The organism is Photobacterium sanguinicancri, assembly GCF_024346675.1.
GTDB classification, from domain to species: domain Bacteria; phylum Pseudomonadota; class Gammaproteobacteria; order Enterobacterales; family Vibrionaceae; genus Photobacterium; species Photobacterium sanguinicancri.
Map to the genome: position 1 here is coordinate 1,553,526 of NZ_AP024851.1, position 17,575 is coordinate 1,571,100.

Consider the following 17,575-nt stretch of genomic DNA (forward strand, 5'->3'; position numbering starts at 1 on the left):
TTATTATTTTCGCTCTGCCTAAAGGATTATTTATCAGCAATTAAAATATAATTTCATTATTATGTTATTGGAGATTTTGCAATGAGTGTTTCTAACGACCTATATCCAAATGCCTCTCACCCTCTAGAAAGAAAAGATTCTGGTGTCCCTTATGTTCGCCAAGGCCTTCATGTTGAATCTTATAATGATTTCGATCCACTACGCCATGTTATTGTAGGTATTGCAGATAACCAACATATTCCAGAAGCTTGCCCTGCAAGTAATGAAAAAATCCCAGCTGACTCACCAATGCGTGGCAGTAAAGCAGGTCGTCGTACTCAAGAGTCTATCGACCGTGCAAATGAATGCCTAAATGGTTTTGCAAAAATATTAGAAACACGCGGAATAACAGTTGACCGCCCAGGAGCGGTAGATTGGAACGAACGTATTACCACGCCTGATTTCTCAATCAGCTCTGGTTTCGGTGTTATGCCACCTCGTGACTGCTTACTTACCATGGGTAAAAGCATTCTAATGGCACCAATGAGCTTCCGTAGCCGTTACTTTGAGTACCTAGCATACGTTGATCTTCTACGTGAATACTTCGAATCAGACAACCAATGTATGATTGAGCAAGCACCACGCCCACGTCTATCTGATGATAGCTTCCGTATGGACTATGTTGCAGCATACGAATACCTTTCTGACGAAGAAACCATGGAGCGCTCACTTCGTAAAGAGTACAGCACCAAAGAAACAGACATTCTATTTGATGCTGCTGACGTAATGCGCTTGGGTAAAGACATCTTCGTTCAACACGGCTTAACCACTAACCTTGCTGGTATTCGCTGGATTAAACGTAAATATGAAGCTCAAGGCTACCGTGTACATACTCTAAGCTTTGAAGATAACCACCCTATCCATATTGATGCAACCTTCTGTCCGCTACGTCCAGGACTGATGCTGCTTAACCCTAACCGTCCACTGTTCAAAGGCCAACGTGAAATCTTTGAGAAGAATGATTGGGAAATCGTTGAAGCAGTTAGCCCTGCATGGGATAACCCACCACCACTATGTTACTCAAGCACATGGCTATCAATGAATACCTTGATTCTTGACCATAAAACCGTGTGTGTGGAAGCGTCTGAAAAAGGACAAATGGAACAATTTGATAAGCTTGGCTTTGATGTTATTCCTGTCGACCTACGCGATGCTTACGCATTTGGTGGCGGCCTACACTGTGCAACAGCCGATGTATGGCGTGAAGGTACTTGTGAAGATTACTTTGCAAACCAATTCACTGGCGCTCACAGTATTGAGCACTGGGAATACTAGTCGTCATTTACTAGTTAAAACGTGGTGATAATGGCTTCTTCGGAAGCCATTTTTTATCGTCTGGAGATAACGCTAACAAAGGTGTACAGCTAAACTTAGAATAACCAAGTAAGCTCAGTTTGCGACGAGCATGGCAGCCCCAAACACCCCTGCACTATCTCCTAAGGCTGGCTTTACAATCCGTGTTGCTAACTTTGGGTTAAATAAGTGTGGCAAGATCGCTTGCTCTGCATGCTGGTAAAGATACTCAATATTACCTACACCGCCACCAACCACAATCACATCCGGATCTAGCACATTAATGATAGCCGCGACGGCTAACCCAAATTGGGAGACGAGCCTATCTAAAGTTTGTTGTGCCGCTTGCTCTTGTTGCTCTGCTCGATAAACAATATCGGGTAAACCACACTCAATGCCAGATAGTTGATGATAATACGCTTCCAATCCTGGCCCTGATAAGACCGTTTCAACACATCCCTGTTTACCGCAATAACACTGTTTGCCGGTTGGATCCAAAACGTTATGTCCCCATTCACCCGCAATACCATGACACCCTTGCAGCACTTTGCCATTGACAACAATCCCTGCACCGACACCTGTCCCCATGATAATACCAAACACGACTTCGGCATGTGGGTTCACCACAGGTACAATACCTAGCCGAGACTCAGCCAATGCAAAACAGTTTGCGTCATTGGCCAGTACGACTTTCACACCCAGTAATTGCTGTAAATCGGTATCTAACGGCTGTCCATTTAACACGGTAGAATTACAGTTTTTCATCAAATGAGTGCTAGGGTCTAACGTACCTGGCGTACCAAAACCAATGCGTTCAGGGTATGTACCAACCTCCTCTGAACAACGATGAACAAGCCGCTGGATCTGCGTAAGAATATGGTTATAACCTTGCTCTCGCTCTGTTGCTATTCGCTGTCTTAACACACACTGACCAGTGTTTTTTGCTAGCACCGCACACTCTATTTTCGTGCCACCAAGATCAATACCCCAATCAAAGCTCTGCATCTTGTCACCGCCATAGTTCACTGATTTATTCAGCATAAACAATCACAAACAATAATCTGAAAATAGTAATGAAAACCGTGACCTTAGCCTCTTTGTTGATATATAGGCTTATTGAGGTAAGACCCTCAGAAAATGAAAGAAAGTAAGAAGTCGCGGTTAGACAGAAATCAACCATAATTAGGGGTACAACGAGATGCGATTACCAAGATGTCCATAATCTGGTTATTAGCATTCTGTTTGCAACAATGAAAGATAGGGGCAATGTTATGTTTCTGAAAGAAATGCGTACTGGGGATTTAGTCGATGTCGTTGATATGTCGTCTTTAATAAACCCATTTACCCAACACGTTACCGTGCAATATCAATCAGGAGAAGATCTTGCAGACCCTGTTGCGATTGATAAACAGCAACTGGCGTTTCCTTCTGGAGAAGAATTACCAGAGTGCTGGATAAATGGGTATTACCGTATGAAACCTTAACCCATACTACTGCGCTTGAACGCGGGTCATTCGGGCTGCTTCAAATCATAAACACGCAATAATCATTGTATGTTTACTTTGTTATTAACCGTTGAGCAATCTGTGTTGTCAGCTGATCAACACCTTGTGATAGCGCATTTACTTGTGCATCGTAGCCAGATTGCGCCAACGGCACTTGCAGTTTAAAAGGGTAAACGCCTTGCAGTTTACCGTCTTTATCTATCACCAAATACTCCCCCATTAACTCAGCATTCCCTGTATATCGACCATTAAACTGAGTGAATTTAACTTGCAGCTTTGCTTGCCCCGCTGATGACATCGCAGGCGTTAACTCACTTGGCCAATACCGTTTTTGCTTAGCACGTAGATCCGCTGTGATACGCCGCGTTAATTGCTGTGTAATGCTGTCGGCCCAGGTATTTTGCTGCGCTTGGACGATTTCAGTATCACTTACTTGATACACCAATCCCATGCCTGCTAAGTGAGCCGCCATTTCAACAGGGCGCACCACCAGCAATGCTTGTGATTGCCCTTGCGGTATTGGACTAGCTGCTATCAAAGAATTTGATATTGGTGGCAGTAAATAGGTCGAGCGTGTCACCTCTGACTGACTACTGCACCCAGAGAGTAATGCGACCGCTGCTATTCCACCGACGAACCATGTTTTCATTATTCTTGTCCTTTTGCTGCTGGAACAGGATCTTTTGCTTGTTCACTACTGAAAATTAACGAATTTGGCTTTTCGTTCAATTGTCGCAATACTGGTTCTAGTTCTGCTAATACATTTTCAAATCGTGCAATAGCTTGCTCTAAATTCTGATACGGCGCAGCATCTGGACCAAAACCATTCAATGTAGTTTGAATATCTTGCAAGCTCTTACGCACATCAGCCGGAATTGCTTTCGTGTCTTTTTGTTCAAGAATGCTATTCAACGAATCCGCTACACTTTGCGCTGAACGCAGTGTTTTCTGGGAAGCCATTAGGCTGTTATTAAGCGAACCTAATGTTTCCTCTAACGGCAAATCATTGAATTTGTCCAATAAGGTTGTCACTTGCTTTTGGATCTCAGCAAAACCACCAGCTTGGGTTGGGAATATGTCGTATTGCTCGTAATGCTTAACTGGGTACTTATCTGCTTTTTCATACACCTCGGTATCAATAAACAGCGCTCCCGTTAAAAAACTTCCCGTTTTCAATGTGGCACGTAAGCCTTGATCAAACTCATTCGTCAGGCTCAGTTTCAGCGCTTGCAAATCAGACGCGCCAATATTTTTATAGACTCTGCCTAACTCTATTCGCACTAATACAGGGATCTGTTTGGTAGAAAAACCCTGCTCTTTTGATGGCAAATTCAGCGGCACTTTCTTCACGGTACCAATGCGGATGCCACGATACTCAACGGGTGCACCTACATTTAACCCACGGACAGATTCATCAAACATCATCACGTATTCTAAATATTGATCAAAAATACGCTCTCTAACTTGCTTGAAGTTGTTATACAGTTTGAAATGCTTTTGCTGTTCTGTGACTTGCTCACCCGGCTCGGCACCTTTAGGAACACGGAAGCTCACCCCGCCAGTGATCAACGACTCTACTGAGCCAATTTTCAAATTAAACCCTTCCGCTGACATTTGTAAATCGACACCAGAGCTTAGCCAAAATTTAGTATGTTTACGGATCAAGCTGTCGTAAGGCTGAAAAATAAATAGTTGGTAGTTTGCTTTTTTAGTTGCAGGATCAAAGCTGACTTTTTCCACTCGCCCAACCGTGAAACCCTCATATAATACAGGATCAGTAATGCTTAGCTTACCCGCTTCTCGGTGCGTTAAGACAATGCGAAGTCCCTTCGTATCAGGCGGAGCAACGGGAGGCGTATCTAACACGGTAAAATCCAATTTCTCTTTGTCTGCGCGGCCAGGTTGAAGTTCCAAATAAGCGCCAGAAAGCAAAGTATCTAAACCAGAGATCCCCTCTTTGCCAATACGCGGCTTCACTACCCAAAACAAAGTATCGTCTTTCAGCATACGGGCTGCATCTTTGTTCATCTGTGCAGTAGCGGTGATGTAGGTATAATCATCACTTAATTTTACGCTAGTGATCACTCCCACTTTTACATTGAGCGATTTAATTTCTGTTTTACCAACTTCAATCCCTTCTGCGGTTTTCAAAGTTAGCGTGACTGTTGGTCCTTTACTGCCAACAAATTGAATCAACATCCAAATACCAATGGCTACAGCCACAAGCGGTACGAGCCAGATGGTTGAAAACTGCTTTGTTTTTTGTACTTCAGCCTGTGTTGGCTTGTTATCACTCATAGTGCTTGTTCTCATTGAAAGGCAATAACACATCATTATTGCCATTGCTTGGAATATCAGAAGTAGAAGATGCCTGTGGCATCTTGGATTTTGAACTTTGTGTCCAAAAAACACGAGGATCAAAGCTCATGGCTGATAGCATGGTAAATACCACTACAGCCGCAAAAGATAATGCCGCAGGCCCAGGGAAAATCGCCATCAAATTATGTAGTTGAACCAGTGCCACTAAGATAGCAACCACAAAAATATCTATCATCGACCAACGGCCAATAAATTCAGTCATCCGGTAAATTTTCAAACTTTGAATCGCTTGTTGAGCGGAACTTTCATTGCCGCGCTGAGCATGAATAAACAACCATATCAAAGCCATCATTTTTGCGAGTGGAATAATCACGCTGGCAAAAAAGATCACAAACGCAATGGGATAAGATCCTAATTTCCACAACAATACGACCCCTCCCATGATTGTTGAGCCTTCGGTTTGCCCTAAGCTCACGGTATACATCATGGGATATAGGTTCGCGGGAATATAAAACACCATAGAGGTCAGCAATAACGCCCACGATCGCTGCAGAGTACGCGTTGGATCGTACGGATGTAATCGGCTACCACAACGATGACATTTAGGCGGTTTGTGTTGATTGGAATCTTGAGGGGGCGCATTGTTAACTGGCGGGTTCAGCTGAGCGCACAAATGGCAGCTTTCATGATTACCCGAGATATGGCTATCGCCTTCGTTCACTCCAGCTAATGGTTGTAAAGGCTCTATTTGATGCCATAACCACGTCCTATCGACCATAGAAACAAACTTAACAACCAAGCCAGTGTAAATACAGAATGCCCAAAAGGACATGCCTAAGCCCACATCGGCTAGCGATGCTATTTTAATTAAGCTCACTAATACGCCAATCAAAAAAACGTCAACCATGAGCCAAGGTTCAATATGAAAAAGTAACCTCGCCACACGCTTTACCGTATTCTTATTTGCGTGATAGAAGGTTCCCTTCTGAATATGGGCAGATTGACGATACAAATACATCACCATCACGATATAGCACCCCGGCAAAATCACGACAGTCAGCAGTAACAATAATGCCAGTAAGCTATTTTCAAAGTGTTGAAGCATGAATGCCGCGTGCAACAAAGTGATGTTTTGATTTAACCCTTGCACACTAAACGACATAAAGGGAAAACTGACACTTAGCGCTAACATCACGAGCGTAGCTATACCAAAAGCCATGGGACGCTGAAACGGCTGGTTAATCTGTTTCACCACGCCATGATGACAACGTGGGCATGTTGCTTTTTCGCCTTCGTCTAGCACGGGAACAGACATGACGAGCCCACATTCTTCGCAAGCGATTTTGGCCTCTGTCGTAAAACGATAAGTCATGACTTACCCTATATGATAAATAAGTGATCTTATTATAGAAAAGATTTGTTCAGTACATTTGTAGCACTTTGCTAAAAGGTTTGCACTGACTCCCATATGATGTGCATTTACCGCACCGATGAAGAAAGTGACCAGCTCATTACAGTGATCAAGCTTGCATATCAGCATGTTTTTGCAGAATGTATCAGTTTATTTTTAAATCACCTATCAAAATTATCCTACCAAAATATACGCCTTTCCTACTGCAATATCATTTACAAAAAACACCTTTCAATTAGGGTGCAAATACTGCAATAATTTGTTAAGTACATGGATAGAAATCTATAAATAACAGGGATGGTATGAAAAATTTAAGTATCGCGATCAGTTTAAGCTTGCTACTCGTCGGTTGTAACACTACAACCAACGACCCAAATACATTTACATCACAATGCAGTTATTCTGAACTTGAAGGAGATAAACCTCTGACCTTTACGGTAACAAGCGTAAACGAAGCAACGCTTGAAGGTGTTATTTGCTCTGGGTCATTAGATGCCTTTGATGATATGCGCACACAATTCCCTTCTGTGGCTACCTTCAACATACTAAGTATTCCAGGCAGCGCAGATGATGAGATCAACCTACTGCTATCAGCAGAAATCCATCAAAATGGCATTGCCACACATCTTGTTAACAGTGCCATGATCGCAAGCGGGGGGACTGATTTATTCCTGGCAGGCACTCAGCGCACCGCCGATGATGCACTGCCTAAAATCGGCGTGCATAGTTGGTCAGATTCAAGTGGGCAGTCTGGCAAAGATCTTCCTCGTAGCCATGAAGAACACCAGCCATATTTAGATTACTATCAGGAAATAAACATTAACCCTGATTTTTACTGGTACACGCTAGATGCTGCGCCAGCTAATGACATACATTGGATGACCAGAGAAGAAATAGAACAATATAATGTTTTAACAACGTCATTGATTCAGTAACGGCTTTCTTTACTAATCCATGAACATAAAAAAACCACTGGCGAATAACCAGTGGTTTCTGTATTAAATCAGCAATGTAAATGCGAGGCTTAGATACCCGCACGCTTTAGCAGGCCAGCCATTAAAGGTGAACTTGCTTTAACCATTTTAGATTTATTCTTGAATTCACGCGCAAGCGATACATCATTCATTTCATTCGCAATATGGATCATTGCTTTGTACATATCACTTGGATTTTTGATGCGATCCGCGTTATTCAGTGGGCTAATGATTTTAACAACATCATTACCGGTTTTGTTGTTCGCGTTCGCGTAGTTAAGTACTGAATCAAGTAGCTTATCTAGATCAATTGAAAATTCAGAACTTTCAACACCTTGTTTTTTCATTTCTTTCAGGTTTCTTTTACGTACCTGACTGATAATGAATGCTGGCTTATTAATTTTTTTATAGCCAAAGAAACCAGCTAGGACAAGTAAGGCAACACCGCCTGCTACATATCCCCAAATTGAACCTGAAGACTCCGCTACGGGTTGGATTACTTCAGCCGCGCTTACAACAGATACTGGTACATCAGACATATTCGTAACCTTATTACTTCAATAAATGCTTTCACTGGCCACAGTATGCACTCAATGCGCCAATAACCATGCGATTAATCAATATTTACGTTAAATTGAGTGACGAGGTTCAAGGTTTGGCTGATACCTCGCGTTTATTGCTGCATAAAACCCCAGAAAAGTAGACCTACTTGCCGACAAAAAAACAAGCCCGTTATCTGCGGGGGTCAATCTGAGTGAAAGTAAGCGTTGATATTCACCATCCAGATCCCCTCCGTTATCTTACCTCTGCTGATTTTTATCCAAGGTATTTGCATTGATAAGCATGCCGATGCCTAAAATTTGAACATTCTTTAATCTTGACTAGTGTTGACTATGATCTCACATACTCATTCAAAGGAGTGAATTATGAAGCACTACGCGATTGCGTTGCTGACAACCGTCATCGCTTTTAATAGCTATGCGGCTGACCCCAAGCCCGCAACACAAGCCACCATAGATGCCAACCAAACAGTTTTAAATACCCTCCCTTTTAAAGATAAAAAAGACTTCGACGATGCACAACGAGGCCTTATTGCCAAGCAAGATACTGTGACAATAAAGAACGAAAATGGGGATGTTGTTTGGGACTTGGAAGCCTATAAAAAATTTATTACCCTTGAAAACCCGGCCCCTGATAGCGTAAACCCAAGCCTGTGGCGTAATGCCCAGCTCAATATGATTAATGGCTTATTTGAAGTGACCGATGGGATCTATCAGGTTCGCGGCTATGATCTAAGTAATATTACCTTCATCAAAGGCAAAACGGGTTGGATTGTTTTTGACCCTCTCATTTCGCAAGAAACCGCCAAGGCCGCATTAGATTTTATTAACAGTGAGCTTGGTGAGCGACCAGTAGTAGCGGTAGTGTACAGCCATAGTCATATTGACCATTTTGGCGGTGTACGCGGTATTGTTAACGAACAAGATGTCATCGATGGCAAAGTCACCATTATTGCTTCCCATGGCTTTACTGAACATGCGGTGTCAGAAAATGTTATTGCCGGTAATGCCATGGGCCGACGTGCTATCTACATGTATGGCGCCTTACTCCCTCGCGATGAGTTCAGTGGTGTCAATGGCGGCTTAGGTCAAACCACCTCTACAGGCCTTGCAACCCTGATTAAGCCAACTGACATTATTGAGAAAACAGGCGATGAACGTACCGTCGACGGCATTAAAATGGTATTCCAATACACGCCAGGTTCTGAGGCACCAACAGAGATCAACACTTGGTTCCCCGACAAAAAAGCATTATGGATGGCAGAAAATAGCACCAATACCATGCATAACATACTTACTCTCCGTGGCGCACAAGTACGTGATGCATTGAAGTGGTCCAGCTATCTCCAAGAAACCATTGAGACATGGGGTGATGAGGTAGAAGTGAAGTTCCAAAGTCACCATTGGCCATTGTGGGGACAAGCCGACATTGTCGATTACTTCAAAAAACAACGTGATATGTACAAATACACCCACGATCAAACCGTACGCTTGATGAATCAAGGCTATATCGGGTCTGAAATTTCAGAGATTATCCATTTCCCTGATTCACTGGATAAAAACTGGAGTACCCGAGGCTATTACGGTACGTTGCGCCATAACAGCCGTGCTGTCTATCAACGCTACATGGGCTGGTATTCAGGTAATCCATCCGACCTTAATGACCTACCACCCGCCGATGCCGCACAAAAATACGTTGAATACATGGGTGGTGAAGACGCTGCGATTAGCAAAGCAAAAGCCGACTTTGATAAAGGTGAATACCGCTGGGTTGCTGAAGTGATGAAGCACGTTGTTTTTGCAAACCCTGACAGTAAAAATGGCAAGATGCTACTTGCAGACACTTATGAACAGTTAGGATACCAAGCCGAATCAGGCCCTTGGCGATCTGTATACCTTCAGGGCGCCTATGAACTACGCAATGGCACACCGAGTGCAGGAGGCACGACAACAGCCTCGCCAGATATCATCAAAAATATGCCACCAGAGATGCTATTCGATTATCTCGCGGTGCGTATACTTCCAGAGAAAGCCGTTGGCAAAAATTTCTCGATTAATATCAATTTCACCGATTTAGATGAAAAATACACGTTATATATTGAAAACTCAGTACTTAACCACACCACGAAATTATCCGACAAACCTGATGTCACATTAACGCTGACCAAAGCCGCTCTCGACGATGTGCAATTAGGTAATATCACATTAGAGAAAGCCATTGCTGATGGTGATATTAAAGTCAAAGGTAACGAGCAAGTCTTTAAGGACTTTGTTGGCATGCTAGATACCTTTAATTTCTGGTTTAATATCGTTACACCATAGTGCTAGTTATCTAAAGCTAGTCATACACATGGAGTGTACATGACAGTATCAAAACTATTATTGGTACTCTCATTATTAGGAGCAAGTTCAGCCTCTTGGGCTTGCTCTTACGATGGGCAATTCAATAATCCCTTTGCTGAAAGCTACCCTGGTTCACTCAGTATTGCATTAGCAACACAACGTGCCATTAGCCAGCAACAGATAACGCAAACAAATAAGCTTGAAGGGCAACCAGGACTTCGACGTGCCAGTTGGTGGTTACAACTTTTTGTTAAAAGAAGTACGCAATTACCAAACGACATCCATATTTATCTTGTCGACAGCCAATTATGGTCCAAATATCATGCTGGTAATCCCCTAAAGATCCACTCAAAACCACCATCAAGTGATGATGCAGTCTTGATGCTAAGTGAATCTGCACTAGACAACCTAGTATCAAAGAAAATCACCTTTACACAAGCAATAAACATGGGGCTAATTAAGCTATAACCAAGAGAGAAGAAAGCACAAAACGAAACTCATAACGGTAATTAATTTCATATCCTCGCAAAACTTTATTTAAGTGCGAATTAAGTCATTTGAAGCCTAAAGCATGATCTCGCTCGATCTTATTTGTATCTAATACCGCAACAAAACATTAACGAGACCAGCGTCACACAACTACGCCCCGCTCTTTAACTAATTCAAAAACCAAGAGTTCTCAGAAGGTGACGTACATCTAAATATTTCATATAAACAGCCCTGAATGTATAATTATTTGTGATTTCAAGCATAAATCTCATTCATCTTAATTTTTAAAGTTAAAAAACTTTCGTATTCTAATTCCAGATTTGAAATTTAATTACTTTATTTTCAGGAATGGATTCATGTTGAAAAGAACGCTTCTTTCTACTGTTATTATGGCAAGTTTAGCTGCTTGTTCTTCTATTTCATCTGAGCAATCAACGGTTAATCAACTGGCAGAAAACCTAGATATTAACTACACAGTAATTACTAACCAAGGCGCCGATGACGGCCTTGCATGTAAAGAACTTCAAGCGGAATGGGCGTCATGTAACAAAGTAAACATGACAATCACGAACACCGGCGAAGCAGTTGATTCCAGCGATTGGACAATTTACTTCCACAGCATTCGCTTAATTCTAGATGTTGAAAATGATCAGTTTAAAATTACTCGTGTAACGGGCGACTTACATAAACTAGAACCAACCAATAAGTTTGATGGCTTTGCGGCTGGTGAAGAAGTTGTTCTTCCATTAGTTGCTGAATACTGGCAGTTATTTGAGACCGACTTCATGCCGGGCGCATTCGTAACGGCACCTGGCGTTGAAGCACGTAATATCATCTCTTTAGATACTGAAGATACAGGAGAATACGTAGATGAAATTATTGGAAACCAGCTAAAACGTACGCTTGCTGATAATAACGTTGTCGCAACAGCTAAGACGCGTTTCGAAAAAAATGCAGACGTTACAGAAATCGATGCATCTACCCATATTATTCCAACACCGTTAAAAACAACGCTAACTTATAAGAAAGTTGATTTAGAAAACGGCATTGCTATCACAGCTAACGGTATTAATACCGACCAACTTGCGGCGTTAAATCAGCGTGCTGAACTTCTCGGTCTAGAAACAGCGGGTGAATATCCAGTTTCTGTTTCTGTAAATAAGAGCCAATTTAAAGATGGCGTTTCAGGTGCATACAAACTAGATGTGTCAGAAGATAAAACAACGGTTATTGCATTCGATGAAGCGGGAGCATTCTATGGCGTCCAGTCTTTACTGGCGTTAGTCAGCTTAGATAGCTCTGAGATTCCAACGTTAAGCGTAGAAGATGCACCTCGTTTCGAATACCGTGGTGTCATGGTTGATGTTGCTCGTAACTTCCACTCAAAAGGAGCGATTCTTGCAACTATTGACCAAATGGCTGCATACAAGTTAAACAAACTGCACCTTCACCTTACCGATGATGAAGGTTGGCGTTTAGCCATTCCTGGCCTTCCAGAACTAACAGACATTGGTAGTCAGCGTTGTTTCGATGAATCAGAAACTTCATGTCTATTGCCTCAACTAGGGTCTGGTGCAAACGCAGATAACTTTGGCTCTGGTTACTTTACAACAGATGACTATGTTGAAATCCTAACATACGCGAAAAACCGCAACATTGAAGTGATCCCTGAAATCGATATGCCAGCTCACTCACGAGCAGCAGTGATGTCAATGGAAGCGCGTTACACACGTCTTGCTGCTGAAGGCAAAATGGAAGAAGCGAACCAATACCGTCTGATGGATCCAAAAGACGAATCAAACGTAACAACGGTTCAGTTCTACAATAAACAAAGTTTCATCAACCCGTGTCTAGATTCATCTGCAACCTTTGTCGATAAAGTCATCACAGAAGTAGCAGCAATGCACAAAGCCGCGGGGGTTCCTCTATCAACTTGGCACTTCGGTGGTGATGAAGCGAAAAACATCAAACTTCACGCGGGTTTCCAAGATATTAACGATAAAGAAAAAATTGCATGGAAGGGCGATTTAGATTTATCTAAGCAAGATTTCCCATTTGCTAAGTCACCGCAATGCCAGTCACTGATTGCCAGCGGTGAAGTTGCAGATTTCGAACACCTTCCAAGCCATTTCGCAGAGCAAGTATCTAAGATTGTTGCAGATAAAGGCATTCCGCATTTCCAAGCGTGGCAAGATGGTCTGAAACACTCAGAAGATGCAGATGCATTCGCAACTGAATCTGTACGTGCAAACTTCTGGGACACTCTGTACTGGGGCGGTGGTGCTTCTGCATACGAGTGGGCAGAAAAAGGCTATGACGTAGTTATCTCTAACCCAGATTACGTGTACATGGACTTCCCATACGAAGTAGATGCCAAAGAACGTGGCTACTACTGGGCAACGCGTGCAACCGATACCCGTAAGATGTTCGGTTTTGCACCTGAAAATCTACCTCAAAATGCAGAAACGTCAGTAGATCGTGACGGTAACGGCTTTGAAAGTGCAGGTACAGTAACGCCGAAGAAACCTTTCTACGGCCTGTCTGCACAACTTTGGTCTGAAACAGTCCGTACCGATGAACAGTATGAGTACATGGTATTTCCACGTGTTATCGCAGCAGCAGAGCGTGCATGGCATGAAGCGTCTTGGGAAAATGAATACAAAGCGGGTGTTAAATATTCTCTAGAAACAAATTTAGTGAATAAGAAAGCACAGCTTACTGATTGGACGAACTTTGCAAACACTATGGGTCAACGTGAATTAGCGAAGCTTGAAAGAGCGGGCATTGATTACCGTTTACCAATCCCAGGTGCAGAAATTGCTAACGGCGAACTAAGCATGAACATTTCATTCCCAGGTGTAACGCTACAATACTCTGTAGATGGTGGTAAAACATGGTTTGCATACGACAATGCAAACAAACCAAACGTAACGGGTGACGTTCAAATTCGCTCAGCATCATTTACTGGCGAACGTGTTAGCCGAGTAACAAACGTTAAATAATTAACGTATAAACAAGCATTCAATAAGCAAACGGCACTTCTTCAGAGGTGCCGTCTTTTTCTAATCCACTGATTCATTTAAGAACCCTCTCAAGATCCTCAATAAATGTGATACTGCGCCCTTGCTATCATTTTTGTGAATATATTAACATTAAGTGTTAACCGTGATCTCAGTTTGACTTTCCTGCAATTGCTTGCTCATTTCAACTTCTATATAGTGCCCTCGCCCCATATTTCCGCGGATACACCTTCAAGCAGTGGCAGTTAACGCTTCTTGGCTATCCATTTTGCAGATAATTATAAAAAGGTATCAACATGACGTTCTCCAAGCCTCTTATCGCGATGTCTATCACATTGGCACTTACAGGCTGCTCGCTTAGCTCTGCACCATCAGACGATGCTTTCACTCTAACCGTTGCTCATATCAACGACACGCATTCAAACTTCGACCCTGTAAAATCAAGTTTTAAAGCAAACGATACCTTGGTTTACAATGAGTTTGGTGGCTACCCTCGCCTTCAAACTATGGCTGAAGAGTACAAACAAGCAGCCGCTGAAAACAACGACAGTTTCTTGTTCTTACACGGTGGTGACGCATGGCAAGGCAGCGCATACTTCAAATTAAATGAAGGCGCGATGAACGCAGAGCTACTAAGCCGTATGGGCTTGGATGCTATGGCGCTAGGTAACCACGAATTTGACCTTAATAACGCGAAACTGAATACATTCATTAGCGATATTAATTTCCCGGTTCTAGCTGCAAACGTAGATATCAGTAAAGACCCAGATCTTAAAGGTCAAACGAACCTAAAACCTTTTGTGGTATTCGCATTTGATGGTAACGACAAGGTTGAAGTAAAAGATCTAACTAACCTACCAACAGACAAAGATTTAGTCGCTGTATTTGGTATTGCGCTTGATGACATGCCAAACCTGTCACCAAACACAGGCAAAGTTGAATTCCATAATATGGTGGAATCATCACAAGCAACTGTTGATATGCTAAAAGCGAAAGGCATTAACAACATCGTTGCTGTTACGCACATTGGTAACGCAGTTGATCTTGATGTTGCATCAAAAGTAAATGGCATCGATCTGATTGTTGGTGGTCACTCACATACCCTACTGGGCGATTTTACCAACATTGGTCACGACCACACTGGCACTTACGCACAAATGGTGACAAACCCGAACGGTAATAGCCAAACATGTGTTGTACAAGCAGGTCAATACGCGCAAGCAATCGGTCAACTTGAAGTAAGCTTTGACAAGCAAGGCGATGTAACCTCTTGTGCTGGTTTGAATACATTGCTAAGTAATGACGAGTACTACCACTCGCCAATGCGTGAAGCAGACAGTAAATTCAGCGCGGCTGATAGTGAAAAAGTAGTCGATTTCATCGAAGGTGAAGACAACATCACCATCACCGATGAAGAGGCCTCAATGCGCTCACTGATCGACTCCAAATACAAACCAGCAGTTGATAAAGCTTACGGTAAAGTGATTGCACAGGTACCTGAAGAAATTAATCACGAGCGCCGCCCAGGTGACAAAGGCACTGATGAGCATGGTTCAGATGTTGCGGTATTAATTGCAGCTGGCCAATACTACTGGGCTAACACGCCAGAAGTGAAAGCCGTGACGGGTATGGACGTTGATTTCGCGCTAATTGGTGCTGGCGGTATCCGTACGAACATTGAAGCCGGTGAATATCGTGAAGGTAACGTTGCCCTTGAGATGCTACCATTCTCTAACTTCATGTCTGTTGTACCCGTTCAAGGTAAAGACATTAAAGCGTTAATTGAAAGCACAATTACCGCAACGCTACCAGCAGGTGCACACGCGGGTAAATTCCCATACGGTGGCCACATTCGTTACCAATTCACTGAAACAAAAGCGAATCAAAGCGGTAAGCTAGATTTTGTTGAAGTTATGACGGGTACGGCAAGCAACCCAACATGGACTCCACTACAAGACAACAAAACCTACAACATTGCAGTGAACAACTACAATGCAACAGGTAACGATGGCTGGACTCCACTATTTAAAGCACAACAGAAAAACTCTGACCGTGTCGACCTTGCTTATGTCGATGGCAAACTAACGGGCTTTAAAGTGAAAAATATTGACGAAGTGAACGGTAAATACAAAGTTCGCTACGAAGATAAAGCGCCGAACTGTAAAGCAGCCAATACCCGCTGTAATACTGATGCACAAGCAATGATCGACTACATCGCCAATGAGATGCCAGTGATCACGCCACAAAGCTACGAAGTTGTTACATTCAAACGTGCAATGTAATTTCTAAGTAAGCCAATATATTAAGGGTCTAGTGATAGGCCCTTTCTTACATTAAATACATATCCGAGTGGTTATTATATTTGAACCTTTATAAATCAATCACTTTGTCAACACATCGAAAGCGAGATAATTAAGTATTAATTTTCTCTCCCTTCCTCTGCCCATTTAACCCTAACTTCCTTGGGAGAAAGAGGCGGAAAGATCACACCGCGATCAATTAACTGTTGCTTGACTTTCACAGCCCATTTATAGGCATCCGTATCTGTATCCAATAAAATATTGCTTAGGCTATCATGTATTTGCCAAGCCATATCAGAACCACCAGGAGTTCTACCCGCATGATCAGCACCTAACTCCATTAAGTAGTGGGCTACTTCAAAGTTATTTATGTATAAAGCATAATGTGCGCTATTTACATTTCTTTTATCAGTTAAAATACGGGTTAAATCAGCAACTTCTTCTACCATCCACTCAACAGGTAATAATGTAACTGGCTTGATACTTTGATCACCCCACTGCGCCCGACATTTTGCCATGCTACCGCCACCTAACCATTCAAAATAATGGCTAAAACCAGATGCTCGCTGGCAACAGGTAAGCAAGTTATCGTCGCAATATTGATAGTGTTCGGTCTGTTTATTTCGGTTTGTTGCCGCAACAAGCTGCCCGTCGGCATTATAGCTATAAGAAGCGATGACGTTGACTATACTGTCGAGCTAGCGATTCAGGATGTCCCAACAAAGTGGTCGAAGCCCATTCATAATTGGAAAGCGGTGATGAACCGTTTTATTATTGAATTTGAAGACCACTTAAAAGATCACATTTAAAGAGGTAATTACACAGAATTATTTACAGGATCTAATTTACAGTCTCCTTTTTCATAAAATAACCACTATTACTCAAAATAAAATTTGGGGCTATTCAGTAACTTTAGAGCAAGTGCTCCCACATCCTCTGCGAGAGCAACAGAGCCACCATCATCACGATAAACTCTGTCTGGAAATTGCGAATTAGGGCGAACAACTAAAAATTTATCACCTCCACAATCTAAAATAGGTAAGTCTCCATCTAAAAATACATCTAATGGGGAAAATTCTGACTCACATTTATATAAGTCAACAATATCTAACGGATGAATAATTAAATTTCTCACATCAGCACAAGTATCATCACCTAACCAACCATACCCAATCGATGAATAGAATCTCTTTAAGCTTAATGGTAATGAGAAACCTAGTTCTACTTCAGCCTCATTAACGTCTTCAACTTCAACAGGCAGAAAGCGAATAGAACCTGTATCTAAGTTGACATAACTCTTTAATACATCAATTTTACTCATT

At 42.4% G+C, this 17,575-nt stretch carries 15 protein-coding genes; 8 read left to right on the forward strand and 7 right to left on the reverse strand.

Going from position 1 to position 17,575, the window contains the following annotated elements; translation table 11 throughout:
- Positions 1–81: 81 nt before the first annotated feature.
- Positions 82–1,314 (forward strand): serine/threonine protein kinase, encoded by a 1,233-nt coding sequence (locus OCU87_RS23820; RefSeq protein WP_062692302.1) that lies wholly within the window; start codon positions 82–84, stop codon positions 1,312–1,314.
- Positions 1,315–1,428: 114 nt separating this feature from the next.
- Here the strand turns inward: OCU87_RS23820 and OCU87_RS23825 are convergent, their stop codons facing one another.
- Entirely contained in the window at positions 1,429–2,373 is a 945-nt protein-coding gene (locus OCU87_RS23825; RefSeq protein WP_261858733.1) for an ROK family protein, read from the reverse strand.
- 230 nt (positions 2,374–2,603) lie between these two features.
- Here OCU87_RS23825 and OCU87_RS23830 point away from each other — a divergent pair, with 230 nt between their 5' ends.
- Positions 2,604–2,816 (forward strand): hypothetical protein, encoded by a 213-nt coding sequence (locus OCU87_RS23830; protein ID WP_062692297.1) that lies wholly within the window; start codon positions 2,604–2,606, stop codon positions 2,814–2,816.
- Between the two features lie 73 nt (positions 2,817–2,889).
- Here OCU87_RS23830 and OCU87_RS23835 read toward each other — a convergent pair whose 3' ends face one another.
- The 3 genes from OCU87_RS23835 to OCU87_RS23845 are packed head-to-tail and all read right to left on the reverse strand — an operon-like array spanning position 2,890 to position 6,528.
- Positions 2,890–3,486 (reverse strand): PqiC family protein, encoded by a 597-nt coding sequence (locus tag OCU87_RS23835; RefSeq protein WP_261858734.1) that lies wholly within the window; start codon positions 3,484–3,486, stop codon positions 2,890–2,892.
- Positions 3,486–5,135: an intermembrane transport protein PqiB gene (pqiB, locus tag OCU87_RS23840; protein ID WP_261858735.1), complete on the reverse strand. Its 1,650-nt coding sequence runs from the start codon at positions 5,133–5,135 to the stop codon at positions 3,486–3,488. The genes OCU87_RS23835 and pqiB overlap by 1 nt, the downstream gene beginning before the upstream one ends.
- Positions 5,128–6,528, reverse strand: a complete 1,401-nt coding sequence (locus OCU87_RS23845; RefSeq protein WP_261858736.1) for a paraquat-inducible protein A — start codon at positions 6,526–6,528, stop codon at positions 5,128–5,130. The genes pqiB and OCU87_RS23845 overlap by 8 nt, the downstream gene beginning before the upstream one ends.
- Before the next feature lie 341 nt (positions 6,529–6,869).
- Between OCU87_RS23845 and OCU87_RS23850 the strand changes: the two genes are divergently transcribed.
- Positions 6,870–7,502 (forward strand): alpha/beta hydrolase, encoded by a 633-nt coding sequence (locus OCU87_RS23850; RefSeq protein ID WP_261858737.1) that lies wholly within the window; start codon positions 6,870–6,872, stop codon positions 7,500–7,502.
- 89 nt (positions 7,503–7,591) lie between these two features.
- Here the strand turns inward: OCU87_RS23850 and OCU87_RS23855 are convergent, their stop codons facing one another.
- Complete coding sequence (locus OCU87_RS23855) at positions 7,592–8,080, reverse strand: hypothetical protein (RefSeq protein ID WP_062692290.1); 489 nt, start codon at positions 8,078–8,080, stop codon at positions 7,592–7,594.
- A gap of 387 nt (positions 8,081–8,467) precedes the next feature.
- On the opposite strand from OCU87_RS23855, the gene OCU87_RS23860 reads away from it, so the two are divergent.
- The 4 genes from OCU87_RS23860 (at position 8,468) to OCU87_RS23875 (ending at position 16,235) form a co-directional block, all read left to right on the forward strand.
- The gene (locus OCU87_RS23860; protein ID WP_261858738.1) at positions 8,468–10,423 is read left to right on the forward strand and encodes an alkyl/aryl-sulfatase; all 1,956 of its coding nucleotides are present in this window, start codon (positions 8,468–8,470) and stop codon (positions 10,421–10,423) included.
- A gap of 39 nt (positions 10,424–10,462) precedes the next feature.
- On the forward strand, positions 10,463–10,912 hold the full coding sequence (locus tag OCU87_RS23865) for a hypothetical protein (RefSeq protein WP_261858739.1): 450 nt from the start codon (positions 10,463–10,465) through the stop codon (positions 10,910–10,912).
- 377 nt (positions 10,913–11,289) lie between these two features.
- On the forward strand, positions 11,290–13,935 hold the full coding sequence (locus tag OCU87_RS23870; RefSeq protein ID WP_261858740.1) for a beta-N-acetylhexosaminidase: 2,646 nt from the start codon (positions 11,290–11,292) through the stop codon (positions 13,933–13,935).
- Positions 13,936–14,249: 314 nt separating this feature from the next.
- Positions 14,250–16,235, forward strand: coding sequence for a bifunctional metallophosphatase/5'-nucleotidase (locus OCU87_RS23875; protein ID WP_261858741.1), 1,986 nt, complete (start codon positions 14,250–14,252; stop codon positions 16,233–16,235).
- A 137-nt stretch (positions 16,236–16,372) separates the two neighbouring features.
- Here OCU87_RS23875 and OCU87_RS23880 read toward each other — a convergent pair whose 3' ends face one another.
- Positions 16,373–16,771, reverse strand: a complete 399-nt coding sequence (locus OCU87_RS23880; protein ID WP_261858742.1) for a hypothetical protein — start codon at positions 16,769–16,771, stop codon at positions 16,373–16,375.
- A gap of 27 nt (positions 16,772–16,798) precedes the next feature.
- Here OCU87_RS23880 and OCU87_RS23885 point away from each other — a divergent pair, with 27 nt between their 5' ends.
- A complete protein-coding gene (locus OCU87_RS23885) occupies positions 16,799–17,062 on the forward strand; it encodes a hypothetical protein (protein WP_062692282.1) in 264 nt (87 codons plus the stop codon).
- A 68-nt stretch (positions 17,063–17,130) separates the two neighbouring features.
- On the opposite strand, the gene OCU87_RS23890 is transcribed toward OCU87_RS23885, so the two are convergent.
- The gene (locus tag OCU87_RS23890) at positions 17,131–17,574 is read right to left on the reverse strand and encodes an SMI1/KNR4 family protein (protein ID WP_261858743.1); all 444 of its coding nucleotides are present in this window, start codon (positions 17,572–17,574) and stop codon (positions 17,131–17,133) included.
- Position 17,575 lies beyond the last annotated feature (1 nt).

What these genes read in the sequence shown, in the direction of transcription:
- OCU87_RS23820 (WP_062692302.1), top strand. Translation starts at nt 82, where the DNA reads ATGAGTGTTTCTAACGACCTATATCCAAATGCCTCTCACCCTCTAGAA.
- OCU87_RS23825 (WP_261858733.1), bottom strand. Translation starts at nt 2,373, where the DNA reads ATGCTGAATAAATCAGTGAACTATGGCGGTGACAAGATGCAGAGCTTT.
- OCU87_RS23830 (WP_062692297.1), top strand. Translation starts at nt 2,604, where the DNA reads ATGTTTCTGAAAGAAATGCGTACTGGGGATTTAGTCGATGTCGTTGAT.
- OCU87_RS23835 (WP_261858734.1), bottom strand. Translation starts at nt 3,486, where the DNA reads ATGAAAACATGGTTCGTCGGTGGAATAGCAGCGGTCGCATTACTCTCT.
- pqiB (WP_261858735.1), bottom strand. Translation starts at nt 5,135, where the DNA reads ATGAGTGATAACAAGCCAACACAGGCTGAAGTACAAAAAACAAAGCAG.
- OCU87_RS23845 (WP_261858736.1), bottom strand. Translation starts at nt 6,528, where the DNA reads ATGACTTATCGTTTTACGACAGAGGCCAAAATCGCTTGCGAAGAATGT.
- OCU87_RS23850 (WP_261858737.1), top strand. Translation starts at nt 6,870, where the DNA reads ATGAAAAATTTAAGTATCGCGATCAGTTTAAGCTTGCTACTCGTCGGT.
- OCU87_RS23855 (WP_062692290.1), bottom strand. Translation starts at nt 8,080, where the DNA reads ATGTCTGATGTACCAGTATCTGTTGTAAGCGCGGCTGAAGTAATCCAA.
- OCU87_RS23860 (WP_261858738.1), top strand. Translation starts at nt 8,468, where the DNA reads ATGAAGCACTACGCGATTGCGTTGCTGACAACCGTCATCGCTTTTAAT.
- OCU87_RS23865 (WP_261858739.1), top strand. Translation starts at nt 10,463, where the DNA reads ATGACAGTATCAAAACTATTATTGGTACTCTCATTATTAGGAGCAAGT.
- OCU87_RS23870 (WP_261858740.1), top strand. Translation starts at nt 11,290, where the DNA reads ATGTTGAAAAGAACGCTTCTTTCTACTGTTATTATGGCAAGTTTAGCT.
- OCU87_RS23875 (WP_261858741.1), top strand. Translation starts at nt 14,250, where the DNA reads ATGACGTTCTCCAAGCCTCTTATCGCGATGTCTATCACATTGGCACTT.
- OCU87_RS23880 (WP_261858742.1), bottom strand. Translation starts at nt 16,771, where the DNA reads ATGGCAAAATGTCGGGCGCAGTGGGGTGATCAAAGTATCAAGCCAGTT.
- OCU87_RS23885 (WP_062692282.1), top strand. Translation starts at nt 16,799, where the DNA reads ATGGCTAAAACCAGATGCTCGCTGGCAACAGGTAAGCAAGTTATCGTC.
- OCU87_RS23890 (WP_261858743.1), bottom strand. Translation starts at nt 17,574, where the DNA reads ATGAGTAAAATTGATGTATTAAAGAGTTATGTCAACTTAGATACAGGT.